Genomic DNA, 14251 nt, shown 5'->3' with positions numbered 1-14251 from the left:
CGTAGCTGGGCGGCGGAAGGGATAATGTTTTTTGAAAAATATTTGGATTCCCCTGCCGCCGGGGCATCCCTCTTCCGCTGAAATCAGCTCAGCAGCACGATGCCGCCTGGCAGGCTGGTCATTTGCGCGCCCGTCAGGTCGCGTATCATCGCCAGCGCGCCATCGGTTTGCTTGATGGAAAAGCGCATGCGCACGAGGCGCCGGCCCAGCTCGGCATTGCGCAGCACGACCCGTCCCGGCCGGTAGCGGTTGATTTCCTCGACCACGCGGGACAGCGGCTGGCCGGCAAACGACAGCGCGCCCGTGCGCCAGGCGCTGGCCTCCTCGGCCGGTGCGGCCGTGGCCGCCTGCACGTCCCGCTCGTCGTAGACCACTTGCTGCCCCGCATCGAGGGTCAGGCGCCGCTGCTGCCAGACCACGTCCACGGCGCCCGCCAGGCAGGTGACGCACACGGCGTCGTCCGTGTGGCGCACATTGAAGCGGGCCGACTGCGCCAATAAACGCCCGGCGCCCGCCACCACAGATACGGGCTGGCGCGCGCCGCTGGCAACGATTTCCGCTTCGCCGCCCAGCAGTTCGATCGCTTCCGGCGCCCGCACATTGATGCGCGTCTGCGTATTCATCTGCACCGTCATCTGCTGCGACAGGGCCACTTGCCGCTGCTCGCCCGTGCCCGTGCGGTAGTCGGCGCTCAGCTCCTGCAGCGACGGCCAGGCGCCCAAGGGCGGACGCAAGGCCAGCACGGCCACGCCGGCCGCCAGCGCGCCACCAAGAAAAGCACGGCGCCCGGGACGCGCCGGGAACGCCAGCACGGCCGCCTGCCGCGGTGCGGCGGCGCGGATCAAGGCGGGGTCGAGCGCCTGCCACACTTGCTTGAGCTCGCGCCAGGCGCGCGCATGGTCGGGGCTAAGCGCGCACCAGGCGCGCAAGGCGTCGGCGTCGGCTTGCGTAAAATCGTCGGCACGCAGGCGCGCCCACCAGGCAGCGGCTTGCCGGCCGATGGCCGTGTCGGCATGATCTAAAGGGGCGCGTGGATCGCGGTCGGGAGCGGTCATGGGATTCATCAATATTTACGCCGGCCCGACACATCGCTGCGCTGGGCCGCATCGGCGTCGGCCATGCACGTTTTACAGTGTTGCAGGGCGGCCTGCAATTCTTTCTTCACCATCGCCACGGAAATGCCGAAGCGTGCGGCGATTTCCGCATTGAGCATGCCATCGATGCGCGCCGCCGTCAGGATGGCGCGGCGGCGCGGCGACAGGCCCGCCAGCGCCGCGTCGAGCGCCTGCACGTCGAGCCGCGCCGAGACGATGCGCGCGGGGTCGCCGATGTCGTCGCCGGGCTCGTCGGCCATGCCCATCAGCTCCTCGCGTTCGCGCTCGGTGACGATGATGCGGTCGCGGCGGTAGGCATCGGTGGCGATATTGGCCGCCATGCGCAGCAGATAAGCGTCCGGATTGTGGACGGGCGCGGCGGCCGGCCCCGGCGCCACCATCGCTTCGAGGCGCAGCCAGGTTTCCTGCAGCGCATCGGCCGCATGGTGCTTGCAGCCGACGACGCGCTCGAGACGCCAGCGCAGCACGGCGTAGCGCGCACTGAGGTGGCCTTTGAGCTTGGTGCGCAGGTCGGGCATGCTCATGGCGCGGAGATTCCTTGCGCGCCAGCGGCGCAATCGACTTCGCTGCCCGGCCCTTGCGGCAGCAGCAGGATGGAGACGGGCTGCGGCATTGACGGCAGCGGCGCGGCGCCCACGCGCATGCCCAGCACCACGCGCGCAATGGCCGTGTCGCGCGCGCGCAAACCCGTGCTGTCGAGCAGGTGCACGCGGTCGACGACGCCGGCGCGGTTCAGATACAGCTGCAGCGCCAGGCGGTAGCCGCCGGGACGCGTCTGCGCGGCGCGGCACAGCAGCCCCAGCAGAACGTGCTGCAGCCGGCCCACATAGGCCGCATGGTCGCCGCCGCCCTGCGTGGCGCCCGGGATGTCGGCGGCGGCCAGCATGGCGGCCGGCGGCAGGTCCGCGGCGGCGGCCGCCGAAGCCGCAGCCGGGGCATACACGATGACGGCTTGCGCGTCGGACAGGCGCGATAGCAGGCCCGTGCCCTCCAGCAAGGCTTGCAGGGCCGCGCCGGCCGCATACGGGCCGCGCACGGCGGCCGACTGGCGCTGCGCGTAGCGCTGGTCCATCAGCACGGCGACGCCCGTGCGGCGGCTGTACAGGTCCAACGCGTCGCCGAGATTTTGCGCGGCGATATCGAATTGCCAGACGGCACCATCGGCCGGCTGCGCCCGCACGGGCCCCACCGTGGCGAGGAAACCCAGCAGTACCAGGTATCCCGCCAGCGCAAGCACATGGACGGATGCCGGGCTGCCTGTCATATCGCTATCGAGTCGCTATCGTGTGTGGGGAAAACTGCGTGGCAACAAGGCATTGCCAAGTAATAATTCTTGCATCAACTGCAATAGCCTACACACAAAAAATGACGGCTTCGTGACATGCTTGCCATCAATAAATTTCGCCATGCGGGACGTCGGGCGTGGCGCTTATTTCGGCTACACTGGCTGCTACTTTCCCTTTCAGACGCCTGATGATCGAAAAGAATCTGCCCGAGCTGGTCATGCTGAAACGCCTCATCGACGAGGGCGGCAGCCACCTGGAAGTGGCCGCGCCCTGCCGCATCGCCATCGATGGGCGCACATTTCCCGTGTATTCGATCGCCATGGGCAATCCCGGCCCGGACGTGCCCGTGCTGGGCTTTTTCGGCGGCATCCACGGCCTTGAACGCATCGGCACGCAAGTGCTGCTGTCCTTTTTGGAAAGCCTGGTCGCGCGCCTGCGCTGGGACGCCACCTTGCACCAGCAGCTGGAAACCATGCGCCTCGTGTTCATGCCGCTGGTCAATCCCGGCGGCATGTGGCAAGCGACGCGCAGCAATCCGCGCGGCGTCGACCTGATGCGCAACGCACCCTTGAGCGCGCGCGAAAAAGTGCCGTTCATGCTCGGTGGACAGCGCTACAGCCCCCGCTTGCCCTGGTACCGGGGCGCTGCCGGGGGGCCGATGGAGGCGGAAAGCCAGGCCGTGTGCGACCTCGTCGAGCGCGAACTGCTGTCGCGCCAGTTCAGCATCGCCCTCGATTGCCATTCCGGCTTCGGCTTGCGCGACCGCATCTGGTTTCCCCATGCGCATACCAAGGTGCCCATCGAACACCTGGCCGAGATCGGCGCGCTGGAAGAACTGTTCAGCCAGAGCTACCCCAACCACAACTATGTGTTCGAGCCGCAAAGCCGGCAATACCGCACGCATGGCGACCTGTGGGACTATCTGTACCTGAACGGCACCAGCTACAGCGGGCGCGTGTTCCTGCCGCTGACCCTGGAAATGGGCTCGTGGCGCTGGGTCAAGAAAAACCCGCGCCAGCTGTTCAACCGGGTCAGCATCTTCAACCCCACGGCCGCGCACCGCTTGCAGCGCGTGCTGCGCCGGCACCTGGTGTGGTTCGATTTCCTCATGCGCGCCGCCAGCAGCCACGGCCGCTGGATGCCCGAAGGCTTGCTGCGCAAGGCGCAGCGCCGGCGCGCCCTGGCGCAATGGTACGAATCATGAGCGGATCGCCCACCTGGGTCCTGCTGCGCGGCCTGATGCGCGAACAGCGCCACTGGGGCAGCTTCCCCGCCACCCTGGCAGGCGCCCTGCCCGGCGCCCGCATCGTCACGCCCGACTTGCCCGGCAACGGCACGCGTCACGCGCAGGACAGCGCCACCCGCGTGGCCGCCATGGTCGAAAGCTGCCGCCAGGACTTGCTGGCGCGGGGCATCCCCGCGCCCTACCACTTGCTGGCCCTGTCCTTGGGCGGCATGGTGGCCGTCGAATGGGCAAGCCGCTATCCGCAGGAAATCGCCCGCTGCGTACTGATCAACACCAGCATGCGGCCCTATAGCCCGTTTTACCGGCGCCTGCGCTGGCAAAACTATGGCGCCCTGCTGCGCCAGCTGCTGCTGGGCGACGCAGGCAGCCAGGAAGCACTGATCCTGCGCCTGACCAGCCGCAGGCATGCCCATGGCAACCCGGCCCTGCTGGCCGACTGGCTCAGTTACCAGCAGCAATACCCCGTCAGCCGGCGCAACGCGCTGCGCCAGCTGCTGTCGGCCGCCCGCTACCGCGCCCCGGCAAGCCGCCCCCCCATGCCCGTGCTGGTGATGGCCGGCGCGCAAGACCGACTGGTCGACCACCGCTGCTCGCAGCGTCTGGCCCGCGCGTGGCAGGCCGATTGCCTGATCCACGGCGACGCGGGCCACGACTTGCCGCTCGACGAGGGGGTATGGGTGGCGCAGTCGGTGGCGAGGTGGGTGGGTGTGGCGGCGGCAGACGATAACAAGACATCCACGACACAATCAATATGCAGATAAGCGACCATTCCAAGCAACTGGCAGCGCTGGCGGAAGCCGGCGTACACGAACAGATTTTTCCAGGCGCGGCCTGGGCCGTGGGCACCGTCGACCACCACGCAATGGGCGCGGCCGGGCGGCTCACGCCAGATCCTTCCAGCGCCGCGATACAGGTCGACACCTTGTTCGACATCGCCTCGCTGACCAAGATCATCAGCGTCTGGTCGCTCATCGGCAGGCTGGTGAAGCGGAATCGCCTGCGCCTGGACAGCCGGCTGGTCGACGTCTTGCCCGGCACGGCAGGCTACGCGCTGGCACCGGTCACGATTTTCCAGCTGCTCACGCACACGGCCGGCCTGCCGCTGCGCGCCCGCCTGCGCGCCAGCTATGGCGACGTGTACGACGATATCGTGCGCGGCGTGCTGCGCGAGCCGCTGGAAGGCATACCAGGTCGAGCCGTCGAATACACGGACCGCGCGGCCCTGATCCTCGGCCTGGTCATCGAGCGGCTGCTGGGCATGCCGCTGGACGTGGCCCTTGCCGAGCATGTGCTGCGGCCGCTGGGCATGGCCGCCACGGGCTACGGTCCTGTGGCGCCACGGCACGGCCAGCTGGTCGCACCGACCGAATACTGCGACGTAGCAGGCGCCCATCTTGCCGGCACGGTGCATGACTTTTCAACCCGGCTGCTGGGCGGCGTGTGCGGCATTTCCGGCCTGTTTTCCAACGTGCCGGACCTGCGGCGCTTCCTGCGGGCGATGCTGACGCCGGGCAGCCACGGCGAGGTGTTTGACGCCGATTGGGTGAGGGAATCGCTGACGGTGCGGACGGGGTCCTTGAATCCGTCGCGCGGCCTGTTCTGGCATCCGGCGGCAGGCACAGGGGCGCAAGACGACGTCTGGTGCCACCTGGGCTTCACGGGCACGGCCATGTGGCTCAGCCCCCGGCGCGGCCGCTATGCGGTGCTGCTGACGAACAAGCTGTATTACACGCGCGAGTTCGACAGGATCAACGACATCCGGCGCGACTTCATGCGCTGCGCATTCGATCTCTGAGTTTCACAGCCGCAGGCTGACGAGAATCGCCAGCAGCAGCGCGCCTGCGGCGGCCAGCAAGGCGCTGTTGAAGCTGTGCGACTGCGCATACAGGCTGCCGGCCAGCACGGGGCCGATGATCTGTCCGATGCCATACACCACCGTCATGATCGCCATCATGTTGGTCCCTGTCTTGACGGCGACCCGCTGCGCGGCCGGCATGGCGATGGTCACCGTGCCGACAAACGTGCCGCCGACGAGGATGGCGCTGAGCAGGTAGCCGGCGGCCGTGGGCGCCAGCACGGGAAGCGCCACGCCCAGCGCCTGCAGCAGCAAATTCGACCTCAGGGCCTGGCGCGTGCCAAGTCGCTCGTGCAGCCGGTGCCACAGGAAGCACGACGGCGCCGCGCCAAGGCCGAACACGGCCCACACATGGGCGGAGTTCAGCCCCGGCAAGGCGGCGCCGACCAGCACGGGCAAATACGTGGCCGTGACGATATAACCAAATCCTGCCAGTCCGTAGATCAGCACCAGCGGCCACGGCGCTACGGGCGCCAAGGCGATTGCGGCGGCTTGCGCCGGTGCAGCCAGGGTTTCCTGGCCACTGGCGGCAATGGCGGGCGCGGCCGCCAGCCCTGCCAGCACGGTGACGCCGGCCAGCAGCAGCCACATGCCGGCGCTGTGCCAGCCCAGGTGCGAGGCCAGCACCAGCAATTCGGCCGAGACGGCGATGCCCGCGCCCACGCCCGCATACAGCAGCGGCGCGCCGCGGCCATGCCCGCGCTGGACCAGCAGCCACAGCGAGGCCGCCACCATGGCCAGGGCGCTGAAGACGCCCGCCACGCCGCGCACCGCCACGATGAGCCAGACGGGCATCGGCAAGGCCAGCACGCCCAGGCACAGCGCCGTGCCGGCCACCGACCACAGGCACAGCCGGTGCGCGCTGTGGGCCCGCGCGCGCATGGCCAGAATGGCGCCCAGCAAGTAACCGGCATAGTTGGCCGAGGCGGCCAGGCTTCCGTCGCGCAAGCTCAAGACGCCTTCCCTGACCATGTGCGGATAGATGGCCGTGAAGGCAAAGCGGCCAAAGCCCATGCCGATGGCGAGGATGACCGCCGCCGCGATGGCGGCGCGCAGCCTGGCCGGCGCGCTCACAGCGCCGCCTCGCCCACTTGCGCCAGCAAATGCTGGAAAGCGGGCACGTCGAATCCCGCGCGCCACACCAGCACGGTGTCAATCTCCCCTGCGGGCAGCGTTGTCAAGGTAGCCGGCGCGTCCGACAGTGCCAGCACGCTGGCCGGCAGCAAGGTCACGCAAGCGCCGGCCGCCACGCAAGCGATCATGGTGTGATACGAACTCATTTCCTGCACCCGCCACTGCGTGCTGCCGGCCACGCCCAGCACCTCTTCCGCGATGCCGCGGTAAGTGCAGCCCTGCGGGAAGGCCGCCAGCGAGCGCGTGCGCACGTCCATGGCGCTGCGCGCCTGCCCTTCGCTGGCCGGCAGCAGCAGACACAATTCCTCGCGCCACACGGGCATCGATGCCAGGCCCAGCTCCGCCAATGCGGCGGCGCCGCCGAACGCTGGCGGCAAGGCGACAAAAGCGCAGTCGAGCAAGCCCGTGCGCACTTGCTCGATCAGGGGACGCGACGGCCCCGTGCTCAGCGCCAGCCGCGTCGCCGGATAGCGGGCGTGATACGCGGCCAGCAGCGCCGGCAAGCGGCTGGCCGCCGTGCTTTCCATGCTGCCGACGCGCAAGGTGCCGCCTTCGCGCCCGCCTGTGACGACGTGCCGCGCTTCTTCCGCCAGCGCCAGCAAACGCTGCGCATACTCGAGAAAGCGCTCGCCGGCCGCCGTCAGCGCCATGCGTTTATTCGTGCGTACGAACAGTTCCGCGCCGATATCGGCTTCCAGCTGCTGGATGCGCGTGGTGACGCTGGACGGCGCGCGCCCCAGCCTGGCTGCGGCCTGGGTGACGCTCAGTTCACTGGCCACGGCGCAAAAAATCGTCAGCGATTCCATGTCCATCGTATTCTCTATTTGAAAATGATTATGCTATTATATTCTTCAAATACGAACATTGCACAATGTCCTCAACTTTGTGAAGGAAACACCATGACTTCAATCCAGCGCTTCCTCGACCGCCTCGGCTTGCAGTTGCCCATCATCCAGGCGCCGATGGCCGGTATCTCCACGCCGCGCATGGCCGCCGCCGTCTCGAACGCGGGCGGCCTCGGTTCGCTGGCCATCGGCTCTGGCACCGTGGCGCAGGCGCGCCAAATGATCGCCGACACGCGCGCGCTGACGGACCGCCCCTTCAATGTGAATGTGTTTTGCCATGCGCCGGCGGTCAGGGATGCGCGGCGCGAAGCGGCCTGGCTGGCCCACCTGGCGCCCCTGTTTGCGGAACTGGGCGCGGCCGCGCCCGTGGCGCTCGACGAAATCTACGATACGTTTCTCGGCAATGACGCGGCCTTTGCCCTGTTGCTGGAACAGCGCCCGGCCGTCGTCAGCTTCCATTTCGGCTTGCCGACGCATCAGCGGATTGCCGCCTTGCGCCAGGCCGGCATCTACACGCTGGCCACGGCCACGAATCTGCGCGAAGCGGCGCTGATCGAACAGGCCGGTATCGACGCCATCGTGGCGCAAGGCGTGGAAGCGGGCGGACATCGCGGGGCTTTCGATCCGCAAGCGCCGGACGAGCGCCACAGCACCAGCGTCCTGCTGCGCCTGCTGGCAGGCAGCACCGCCCTGCCCCTGATCGCCGCCGGCGGCATCATGGATGGTGCCGGCATCCGCGCCGCGCTGGACCTGGGCGCCGCAGCCGCCCAACTGGGCACGGCGTTCGTGCTATGCCCGGAATCGTCGGCCAATGCCGGCTACCGCGCCAACCTGAAAAGCGAACGTGCCGCAAGCACGCGCCTGACCAGCGTGCTATCGGGCCGCCTGGCGCGCGGCATGGTGAACCGTCTGATCGAACACGGCGAAGCGCCAGGCAGCCCGCCGCCAGCCGACTACCCCGTCGCCTACGATGCCGCCAAACAATTGAACGCGCTGGCCAGCCAGCACGGCAACAGCGAATTCGCCGCGCAGTGGGCCGGCCAGGGGGCGCCGCTGGCGCGGGAGATGGGGGCGGCGCGGTTGGTGGCCACGCTCTCACAGGAAATGGCGCGCTGACTCAGGATGCCGCTGACATGCGTGCGGCCAGATGTCGCCGGCAAACTACGAGAAGCAATACTTTCAGAGGCTGTCGAGCGTCTAGCGAACTCGTGGCGATTCATGGCTTTCATCAAGCGCTCAAAGGCTTTTAAACATTCATTGAGCGCTTCCTTTTCATTTCCGTGGCGATAGTGCTCATGGGCCTTTAAAAATTCGTCCTGAGCCCCGCAAATTCCTTTTTGTTAAGTAGTCTTTGTCTGTTCTTCGTCTGTAAATGGCCCAATCCGGCCGACGGCGTTCAGGATAGCGGCTTGCCCATCTGTAAAACGCACTGATTCTCACTCCAGGCTGGCGCCGCCATGCAGCGAAAGGGCGGCATTTCCGTGCACGCTTGGCCGTTTCGCAGCGGGGAATCAGTACAATTACATAATTGCAATTATTAAATTCCCGCCACCCCTTCTACGGTGTCACGAGCGGCGCAGAAGCGCTGCCTTCGGGGATAATCAGGGCAAAATCGTAGCCGTTGATCAGGTTGAACATTTCAATGTCGCCCCCCGCCAGTTTGCGCGAGCCTGGCCGCAGTGAACGCAGATCAAATAGAGACCAGCTGCCGTCGGTGGCGCCTGCACTGGCCAGCAGTTTAAAGGCCGGGCTGTCAAGTTTGATTTGTGCCGGCTGATATGGCTTGCCCGCTCCCGCAAATGTCAGTTGCGTACCCTTCGCCGCCATCACGATCAGGTGCAGCGTGGTATGGCCCTGGCCTTCGGCGCGTTCAGCCAGAAAGTTGCCAATGTCACGATTGTTGAGTGGATTAATGCCCTTGTATGCGTGATTTGCGCCGACCTTGACCACCAGCTTTTGCTCTTGCATGCCGAGCCGGGTTTCCAGGGTCCGCTTTAACAGCGTCAAACGCAAGCGGTTGGACAGGTCACGATCGCCGGGCACTTGAGAAGCGCTTTTCTGATAGATGGCGCGTGTGGCCAGCAATGCATCGAGCAGGCCTAGCGCGGTTTGCTCTTTGGGGCCGGCAAGTAGCGGGCGCAAGGAGGTCAGTTCCTCGGTTGAGGCCGACAGCATAAAGTACTCTAAGGGATTGCCGGTGGCTACCGCCTTTTGAGACGCGACAGCTTCCATTTGACGCAAGGCTTCCAGCTTCGCGCGGGCGGCCGGATTAACCGGCTGGGCCAGCATCAGGGTGATCAGGTATTTGGCCGCACCCACGAATTCCTGATCGATGCCCCAGTGCTGGAAGCGCGGTCCTGCGGCCAGGGCAAAGCCGGCGAGCATCTCTGCTTCCTGGCGCATGGTGTAGAAAGCAACGGAGTCCGGATAGATGGCGTCGAATCTGGCGATAGCAGCAACCGCGTCGGCACCCTTGAGTATCCCTTCGAGCGCACTCGTCACGGCTGGACCATTTTCAGTGACCAAGGTCGTGAAGCCGGCAGGGGGCAAGGCATTGAAGTAGGCGGATGAGAACTGGGCGATCTCGGCGACACCATGATCCTCGCCGAGGAGGACGTACTGCGCCTGGCGCGAAGCCTGCAGCAGCAGTGCCGCACCGGGTCCCGATAACGTGCCTTTGTCAAGAGTGATAGCGAGCCGGCTAGCTGTGAGTTTTTCCAGGACGGGGGTATCGGCGACAGCCGAATCGGCGAAGCCCAGCGTCAGGGTGGCGGCAAGGAAGGCGAGACGGAAGAACATAGTGGTGTGGGCCGATTAGGGCGGTCAGTGAATGAGTCAACAGTTTAAACTGTCGCCAGGAAGGTCGGCTTCTGGCCAATCTCAGCCATACAGTGTACGGCAACTGTCGTCCCAAGAGTGGCAGAAAGCGCTACATGTTTAATCGTGCAAAACAATCTTGACTTCGATGCTTCGCGTTGTCGCAAGCGCGCGGAAAAAGGTGCGGAGCATTCGAATCTCATCTCCAATCGCGCCACTGGCACTTGGCAGGCCACAGACCAACACCCGCGCAGGTAATGCACACTCGCTGGAATTACAGAGCAGATCTTGAAGGAAGACCCAAGTTATTTCCCTGTCGATTGGCACGCCAAAAGCGACCGCAACGGATTGACGAACGAACAATGCATTCTTCGCGTAGGTAAAATCTATCGTTACTTGCTTGTTGCACATATCTATCGAGTCAATCGCGGCCGGGTGTCGCTCTAACGCGGCATCCGCTTCGGGCCCAGGCTGTGTAAAAACTCAAATATAGCTGCAGGTGGCCGAACTGCGCGTGGTTGCTGCCGTGTCGCGGGTTGACGAGGCGTTAGGAGAGCCGTTTCTGTTTTCTGGATTCGGTGTAACCGCTCCAAACAGGCGCTGTAGATCCAGTATAAGAGCATGCGCCCTGACGATCGCGGTCGTTGCCGATATTGGTTGCCTCGTGCTCCACGATCAGGTGATGCTTCGCATCGACCACGGTCTGGACGTTGTCCCCGACGATGCCTGAGCCTCGCGTCATCATTGAGCGGGCATCTGGATCGGTTAGCGATATCTGAGTTTCGCCAGGCGCTTCCAGCCTCGCTTCGATTTCCTTGGCAGCCATCTGCGATTTCATGGCCACAATCTTGTCATTCAGTCGGGTGCTGCGCGTTTGTCTCGTCGCCGCTTCCTGCCTGTCAGCCGTGTCCAGTTCGCCCAGATAGCGACTGACGTTAGCCTCAATTTCTTCCATCCTGCGCTTGAGCTACGCTTGGGTGAAATTGCGATCACTGCGATGGACGGCCTTGAACTTACTGCCATCAATCGCAACGACCGCGTCCGCGAACAGATCCAATTGCTGGCACAGGACGACGAACTGTCGGCAGACATGACGGATTGCCTTGCCGTTGTCCTTGCGGAAGTGCGCGATCGTCTTGAAGTCCGGCGTCAGGCGTTGTGTCAGCCACATCAGTTCGACGTTGCGCTGCGCTGCGCGCTCAAGCCGACGGCTTGATTGGATACGATTGAGGTAACCGTAGAGGTAGAGCTTGAGCAGCACGGCGGGGTGACAGGCAGGCCGTGCCGTTTTTGCCGGCGGCACACCATCGAAGCCGAGTTCGCCCAGGTCAAGTTGGTCGACAAATACATCGACCACCCGAACCGGATTGTTCTCGGCAACGTAATCGTCCAGCAGTTCAGGCAGCAACGTACCCTGGCCCCGGTATTCACCCTCGATAAGTCGTTTCATCTGGCGCTCGTATTGATGAGATACTGGCATAACGTTTACCCAACGGCATCCGTTTACACAAAACTGCGTTTTTACACAGCCTGGGCCGACAGCTGCCAGCGCCTGCAAGCGCCCCGCTACGGCAACCGGTACCGGAACGTCGGCTCGATGTTGCGCGCATGCAGCCAGCGCACGATGTCTTCCAGGGTGGCGTCCTGCAGCAGCAAGCCTGGCGCGATGGCTGGCGTGACCGAGGGCAATGGGGCTGCGACAGGAGCGGGCTTGGCGTCAGCCAGCCCCACATGCCCCTGCAACTTGGCCAGCGCCTGCGCGAATTGTCCCGGGTTGATGCTGCGCAAGCTTTCCAGGAAGCCCAGCTGGGCAGCCGGGGGCGGCGGCATGTCCAGGCCCGGTTCGTCGACGAAGGCGGCGCCCATGCTGGGGTGGATGAAGGCGGCCCACTTGCCAGATGGCTGCAGACATGGCGGCAGCGCCGCCTGCTCCACGTCGGCCGGCGGCGCGGTGGCGAGGATGTCGGTCGAGGCAGGTAAAAAGGTGGAACGCAGCAGCTGCACGAACTGGCGCGCCTGCGCGACGGGCACGGGCGCGGCCAGGGACAGCCATAACTGGAACGCCGTGCCCGAGATGCTGACGGCGGGCGCCGGCAAGTCCAGCTCGTGCTGCACGGCGTTGGCGATCGTGCACAGCGCGCTCCAGTGCGCTTCGCCGCCGCCCTTGCCGCCAAACTCCAGCACCAGCGCGCGCGTCAGGCCGCTTCCGGTCACGAGTTGCACGGCCACCGTCTGCTCGCCCGACAGATGGCGCGCCAGCACGGCCGGCGTCAGCGGCTGCGCACCGCCCTCCGCATCAATGTATTGTTGCTGTTCCTCGAACAGATACAAGCGGGTGAGTTCGGAAATCAGTTTATGCATGGGCGGCCTCGTAATGACGTTGGACAACACTTGCCAACGTGCCCAGATTATAGCCTCCCCGCCCTTGACGCACCCTCCCGCCCGGCGCCGAACGCCAGCCGGCTGGCCGCGGCAAACAGGCAGGCGGCGACGCCGCCGTACAGCATCACGGCGCCAAATCCTTGTGCCAATGCAAGCTTCGCCACGCCGGCCGGCAGCGCACCGGCACCCTTGCCCGCCGACAAATCCTCGGCCATGGCGCGCAAGGTGACCGCGTCCAGTCCGCCGGGCAGATGCGGCCGCAAGGCGGACTGGATGGTTTCAACTAGGATAAAACCCATCAGCGCGATATTGATGGACAGGCTGACCATGCGGGCGCTGATGTCGATGCTGGACGCCATGCCGGCCCGTTCGCCGGGCACGGCGCCCGTGGTCGTGTTGGTCACGGGCGTATTCGTCAGACCGAGTCCCGTGCCCGCCAGCAGGCAGCCGGGCAGGATCGCCAGCCAGCTGGCGGCGTCCGCCTGGCTGCCCCACAGCATCAGCAGAAAGCCCGCGCCGATGGCCAGCAAGCCGGCAGGGATCACCGCATCGGCCCGGTAGCGCAGCGCCAGCCGCTCGGCCAGCGGCGGCACGAGCAAGGTAGGCAAGGTATAGGCCAGCAAGGTCAGGCCCGTGCCCAGGCTGCCGTAGCCGAGGCCATGTTGCACGTACAGGGGCAGATAAATCATGAGCGGCCAGAAACTGCAGTTCATGCCCGCCGAACCAAGCAAGGCGCCCGAGAAGCGACGGATGCGAAAGACGGCAAAATCGACCATCGGTTCGGCCTGGCGCCGTTCGATCATGACAAACAGCATCAGGCTGGCCAGCGCCACGGCCAGGCTGGCCACCGTGCGCGGGTCCGTGAAACCCAGCGCCGGTCCCTGCGTGATGCACCAGGCAAGGCTGAACACGGCCAGCGACAGAGTGACGATGCCAGCCACGTCCAGCTTGCGCCGCTGCGGATCGCGGGACTCGCTCACGCCCAGCGCCGCCAGCAGCAGGGCCGCCAGCGCCAGCGGCCCGTGCACGAGAAATACCCACTGCCAGCTTGACAGCGCGACGATGGCGGCGCCGATGATGGGCCCGAAACCCAGGCCCAGGCCAAACACGATGCCCCAGGCGCCGAACGCCCGGCCCCGCGCGGCGCCCGCCGGGAACTGCTGCGACAGTACGGCCACCTGGCAAATCAGCATGGCGCCGCCGGCCACGCCCTGCAGCGCCCGCGCCGCGATCAGCACGCCCGTGCCGCCGGCCCAGCCGCACACCAGGGAACTGGCGCCGAACAGGGCCAAGCTGGCGAGCAGCAGGCGCTTGCGGCCATAGCGGTCGGCCAGTGTGCCCGTGGCCATCAGCACGGTGGTGCAGGCCAGGGTGTAGGCGTTCATGATCCACTGCAAGTCCTTGAAGTCGCCATGCAGCACAGTTTCCAGGGTGGGCAGGATGGCGGGCACGCTGGAAATTTCCAGGCCGAACATCAGCGAGGCCAGGCAGACGGCGGCCAGGGTGAGTGCGTTTTGTTGCGAAGTAGTCAGTAGCATCGAAGCCTTGCTTTCGGTAGTCATGGAAGGATG

13 protein-coding genes and 2 pseudogenes are annotated in these 14251 nt (G+C 65.7%); 4 read left to right on the top strand and 11 right to left on the bottom strand.

What is annotated here, in order from left to right:
* Positions 1–83 precede the first annotated feature (83 nt).
* Genes IGS55_RS01250 through IGS55_RS01240 form a run of 3 tightly spaced genes read right to left on the bottom strand, consistent with a single transcriptional unit; the run spans position 84 to position 2379 of the window.
* Positions 84–1055, bottom strand: coding sequence for a FecR family protein (locus IGS55_RS01250; RefSeq protein ID WP_230516528.1), 972 nt, complete (start codon positions 1053–1055; stop codon positions 84–86).
* Between the two features lie 8 nt (positions 1056–1063).
* Complete coding sequence (locus IGS55_RS01245) at positions 1064–1639, bottom strand: RNA polymerase sigma factor (RefSeq protein ID WP_230516529.1); 576 nt, start codon at positions 1637–1639, stop codon at positions 1064–1066.
* A complete protein-coding gene (locus IGS55_RS01240; RefSeq protein WP_230516530.1) occupies positions 1636–2379 on the bottom strand; it encodes a hypothetical protein in 744 nt (247 codons plus the stop codon). Before IGS55_RS01240 ends, IGS55_RS01245 begins: the two co-directional genes overlap by 4 nt.
* Before the next feature lie 209 nt (positions 2380–2588).
* On the opposite strand from IGS55_RS01240, the gene IGS55_RS01235 reads away from it, so the two are divergent.
* The 3 genes from IGS55_RS01235 to IGS55_RS01225 are packed head-to-tail and all read left to right on the top strand — an operon-like array spanning position 2589 to position 5442.
* Positions 2589–3605 (top strand): M14 family zinc carboxypeptidase, encoded by a 1017-nt coding sequence (locus tag IGS55_RS01235; RefSeq protein WP_230516531.1) that lies wholly within the window; start codon positions 2589–2591, stop codon positions 3603–3605.
* Complete coding sequence (locus tag IGS55_RS01230; protein ID WP_230516532.1) at positions 3602–4408, top strand: alpha/beta fold hydrolase; 807 nt, start codon at positions 3602–3604, stop codon at positions 4406–4408. Before IGS55_RS01235 ends, IGS55_RS01230 begins: the two co-directional genes overlap by 4 nt.
* Positions 4399–5442 carry a serine hydrolase domain-containing protein gene (locus IGS55_RS01225; RefSeq protein WP_230516533.1) on the top strand — a complete coding sequence of 348 codons (1044 nt, stop codon included), beginning with the start codon at positions 4399–4401 and terminating at the stop codon, positions 5440–5442. The genes IGS55_RS01230 and IGS55_RS01225 overlap by 10 nt, the downstream gene beginning before the upstream one ends.
* A gap of 3 nt (positions 5443–5445) precedes the next feature.
* On the opposite strand, the gene IGS55_RS01220 is transcribed toward IGS55_RS01225, so the two are convergent.
* Positions 5446–6576 (bottom strand): YbfB/YjiJ family MFS transporter, encoded by a 1131-nt coding sequence (locus IGS55_RS01220; protein WP_230516534.1) that lies wholly within the window; start codon positions 6574–6576, stop codon positions 5446–5448.
* On the bottom strand, positions 6573–7448 hold the full coding sequence (locus tag IGS55_RS01215) for a LysR family transcriptional regulator (protein WP_230516535.1): 876 nt from the start codon (positions 7446–7448) through the stop codon (positions 6573–6575). The genes IGS55_RS01220 and IGS55_RS01215 overlap by 4 nt, the downstream gene beginning before the upstream one ends.
* Before the next feature lie 87 nt (positions 7449–7535).
* Here IGS55_RS01215 and IGS55_RS01210 point away from each other — a divergent pair, with 87 nt between their 5' ends.
* Complete coding sequence (locus tag IGS55_RS01210) at positions 7536–8597, top strand: NAD(P)H-dependent flavin oxidoreductase (RefSeq protein WP_230516536.1); 1062 nt, start codon at positions 7536–7538, stop codon at positions 8595–8597.
* Positions 8598–8713: 116 nt separating this feature from the next.
* Here the strand turns inward: IGS55_RS01210 and IGS55_RS28005 are convergent.
* The 6 genes and pseudogenes from IGS55_RS28005 to IGS55_RS01185 all read right to left on the bottom strand — a co-directional run.
* A pseudogene (locus IGS55_RS28005) lies at positions 8714–8812 on the bottom strand (DUF7014 domain-containing protein); the annotation flags it as partial.
* A 226-nt stretch (positions 8813–9038) separates the two neighbouring features.
* Positions 9039–10280, bottom strand: coding sequence for a hypothetical protein (locus IGS55_RS01205; RefSeq protein WP_230516537.1), 1242 nt, complete (start codon positions 10278–10280; stop codon positions 9039–9041).
* 138 nt (positions 10281–10418) lie between these two features.
* On the bottom strand, positions 10419–10709 hold the full coding sequence (locus IGS55_RS01200; RefSeq protein WP_230516538.1) for a hypothetical protein: 291 nt from the start codon (positions 10707–10709) through the stop codon (positions 10419–10421).
* 220 nt (positions 10710–10929) lie between these two features.
* Positions 10930–11748, bottom strand: a pseudogene (locus IGS55_RS01195) (transposase); the annotation flags it as partial.
* Positions 11749–11864: 116 nt separating this feature from the next.
* The gene (locus tag IGS55_RS01190) at positions 11865–12659 is read right to left on the bottom strand and encodes a TOTE conflict system archaeo-eukaryotic primase domain-containing protein (RefSeq protein ID WP_230516539.1); all 795 of its coding nucleotides are present in this window, start codon (positions 12657–12659) and stop codon (positions 11865–11867) included.
* 47 nt (positions 12660–12706) lie between these two features.
* Positions 12707–14218, bottom strand: a complete 1512-nt coding sequence (locus IGS55_RS01185; RefSeq protein WP_230516540.1) for an MFS transporter — start codon at positions 14216–14218, stop codon at positions 12707–12709.
* Positions 14219–14251: the final 33 nt, after the last annotated feature.

Source organism: Janthinobacterium sp. EB271-G4-3-2, from assembly GCF_020858035.1.
GTDB classification, from domain to species: domain Bacteria; phylum Pseudomonadota; class Gammaproteobacteria; order Burkholderiales; family Burkholderiaceae_D; genus Janthinobacterium; species Janthinobacterium aestuarii.
Note: the sequence above shows the minus strand (reverse complement) of the source record. Positions and strands in the feature narration are given on the sequence as shown.

Coding starts and splice junctions, on each gene's coding strand:
- IGS55_RS01250 (WP_230516528.1), bottom strand. CDS start 1,055: ATGACCGCTCCCGACCGCGATCCACGCGCCCCTTTAGATCATGCCGAC.
- IGS55_RS01245 (WP_230516529.1), bottom strand. CDS start 1,639: ATGAGCATGCCCGACCTGCGCACCAAGCTCAAAGGCCACCTCAGTGCG.
- IGS55_RS01240 (WP_230516530.1), bottom strand. CDS start 2,379: ATGACAGGCAGCCCGGCATCCGTCCATGTGCTTGCGCTGGCGGGATAC.
- IGS55_RS01235 (WP_230516531.1), top strand. CDS start 2,589: ATGATCGAAAAGAATCTGCCCGAGCTGGTCATGCTGAAACGCCTCATC.
- IGS55_RS01230 (WP_230516532.1), top strand. CDS start 3,602: ATGAGCGGATCGCCCACCTGGGTCCTGCTGCGCGGCCTGATGCGCGAA.
- IGS55_RS01225 (WP_230516533.1), top strand. CDS start 4,399: ATGCAGATAAGCGACCATTCCAAGCAACTGGCAGCGCTGGCGGAAGCC.
- IGS55_RS01215 (WP_230516535.1), bottom strand. CDS start 7,448: ATGGACATGGAATCGCTGACGATTTTTTGCGCCGTGGCCAGTGAACTG.
- IGS55_RS01210 (WP_230516536.1), top strand. CDS start 7,536: ATGACTTCAATCCAGCGCTTCCTCGACCGCCTCGGCTTGCAGTTGCCC.
- IGS55_RS01205 (WP_230516537.1), bottom strand. CDS start 10,280: ATGTTCTTCCGTCTCGCCTTCCTTGCCGCCACCCTGACGCTGGGCTTC.
- IGS55_RS01200 (WP_230516538.1), bottom strand. CDS start 10,709: ATGTGCAACAAGCAAGTAACGATAGATTTTACCTACGCGAAGAATGCA.
- IGS55_RS01190 (WP_230516539.1), bottom strand. CDS start 12,659: ATGCATAAACTGATTTCCGAACTCACCCGCTTGTATCTGTTCGAGGAA.
- IGS55_RS01185 (WP_230516540.1), bottom strand. CDS start 14,218: ATGCTACTGACTACTTCGCAACAAAACGCACTCACCCTGGCCGCCGTC.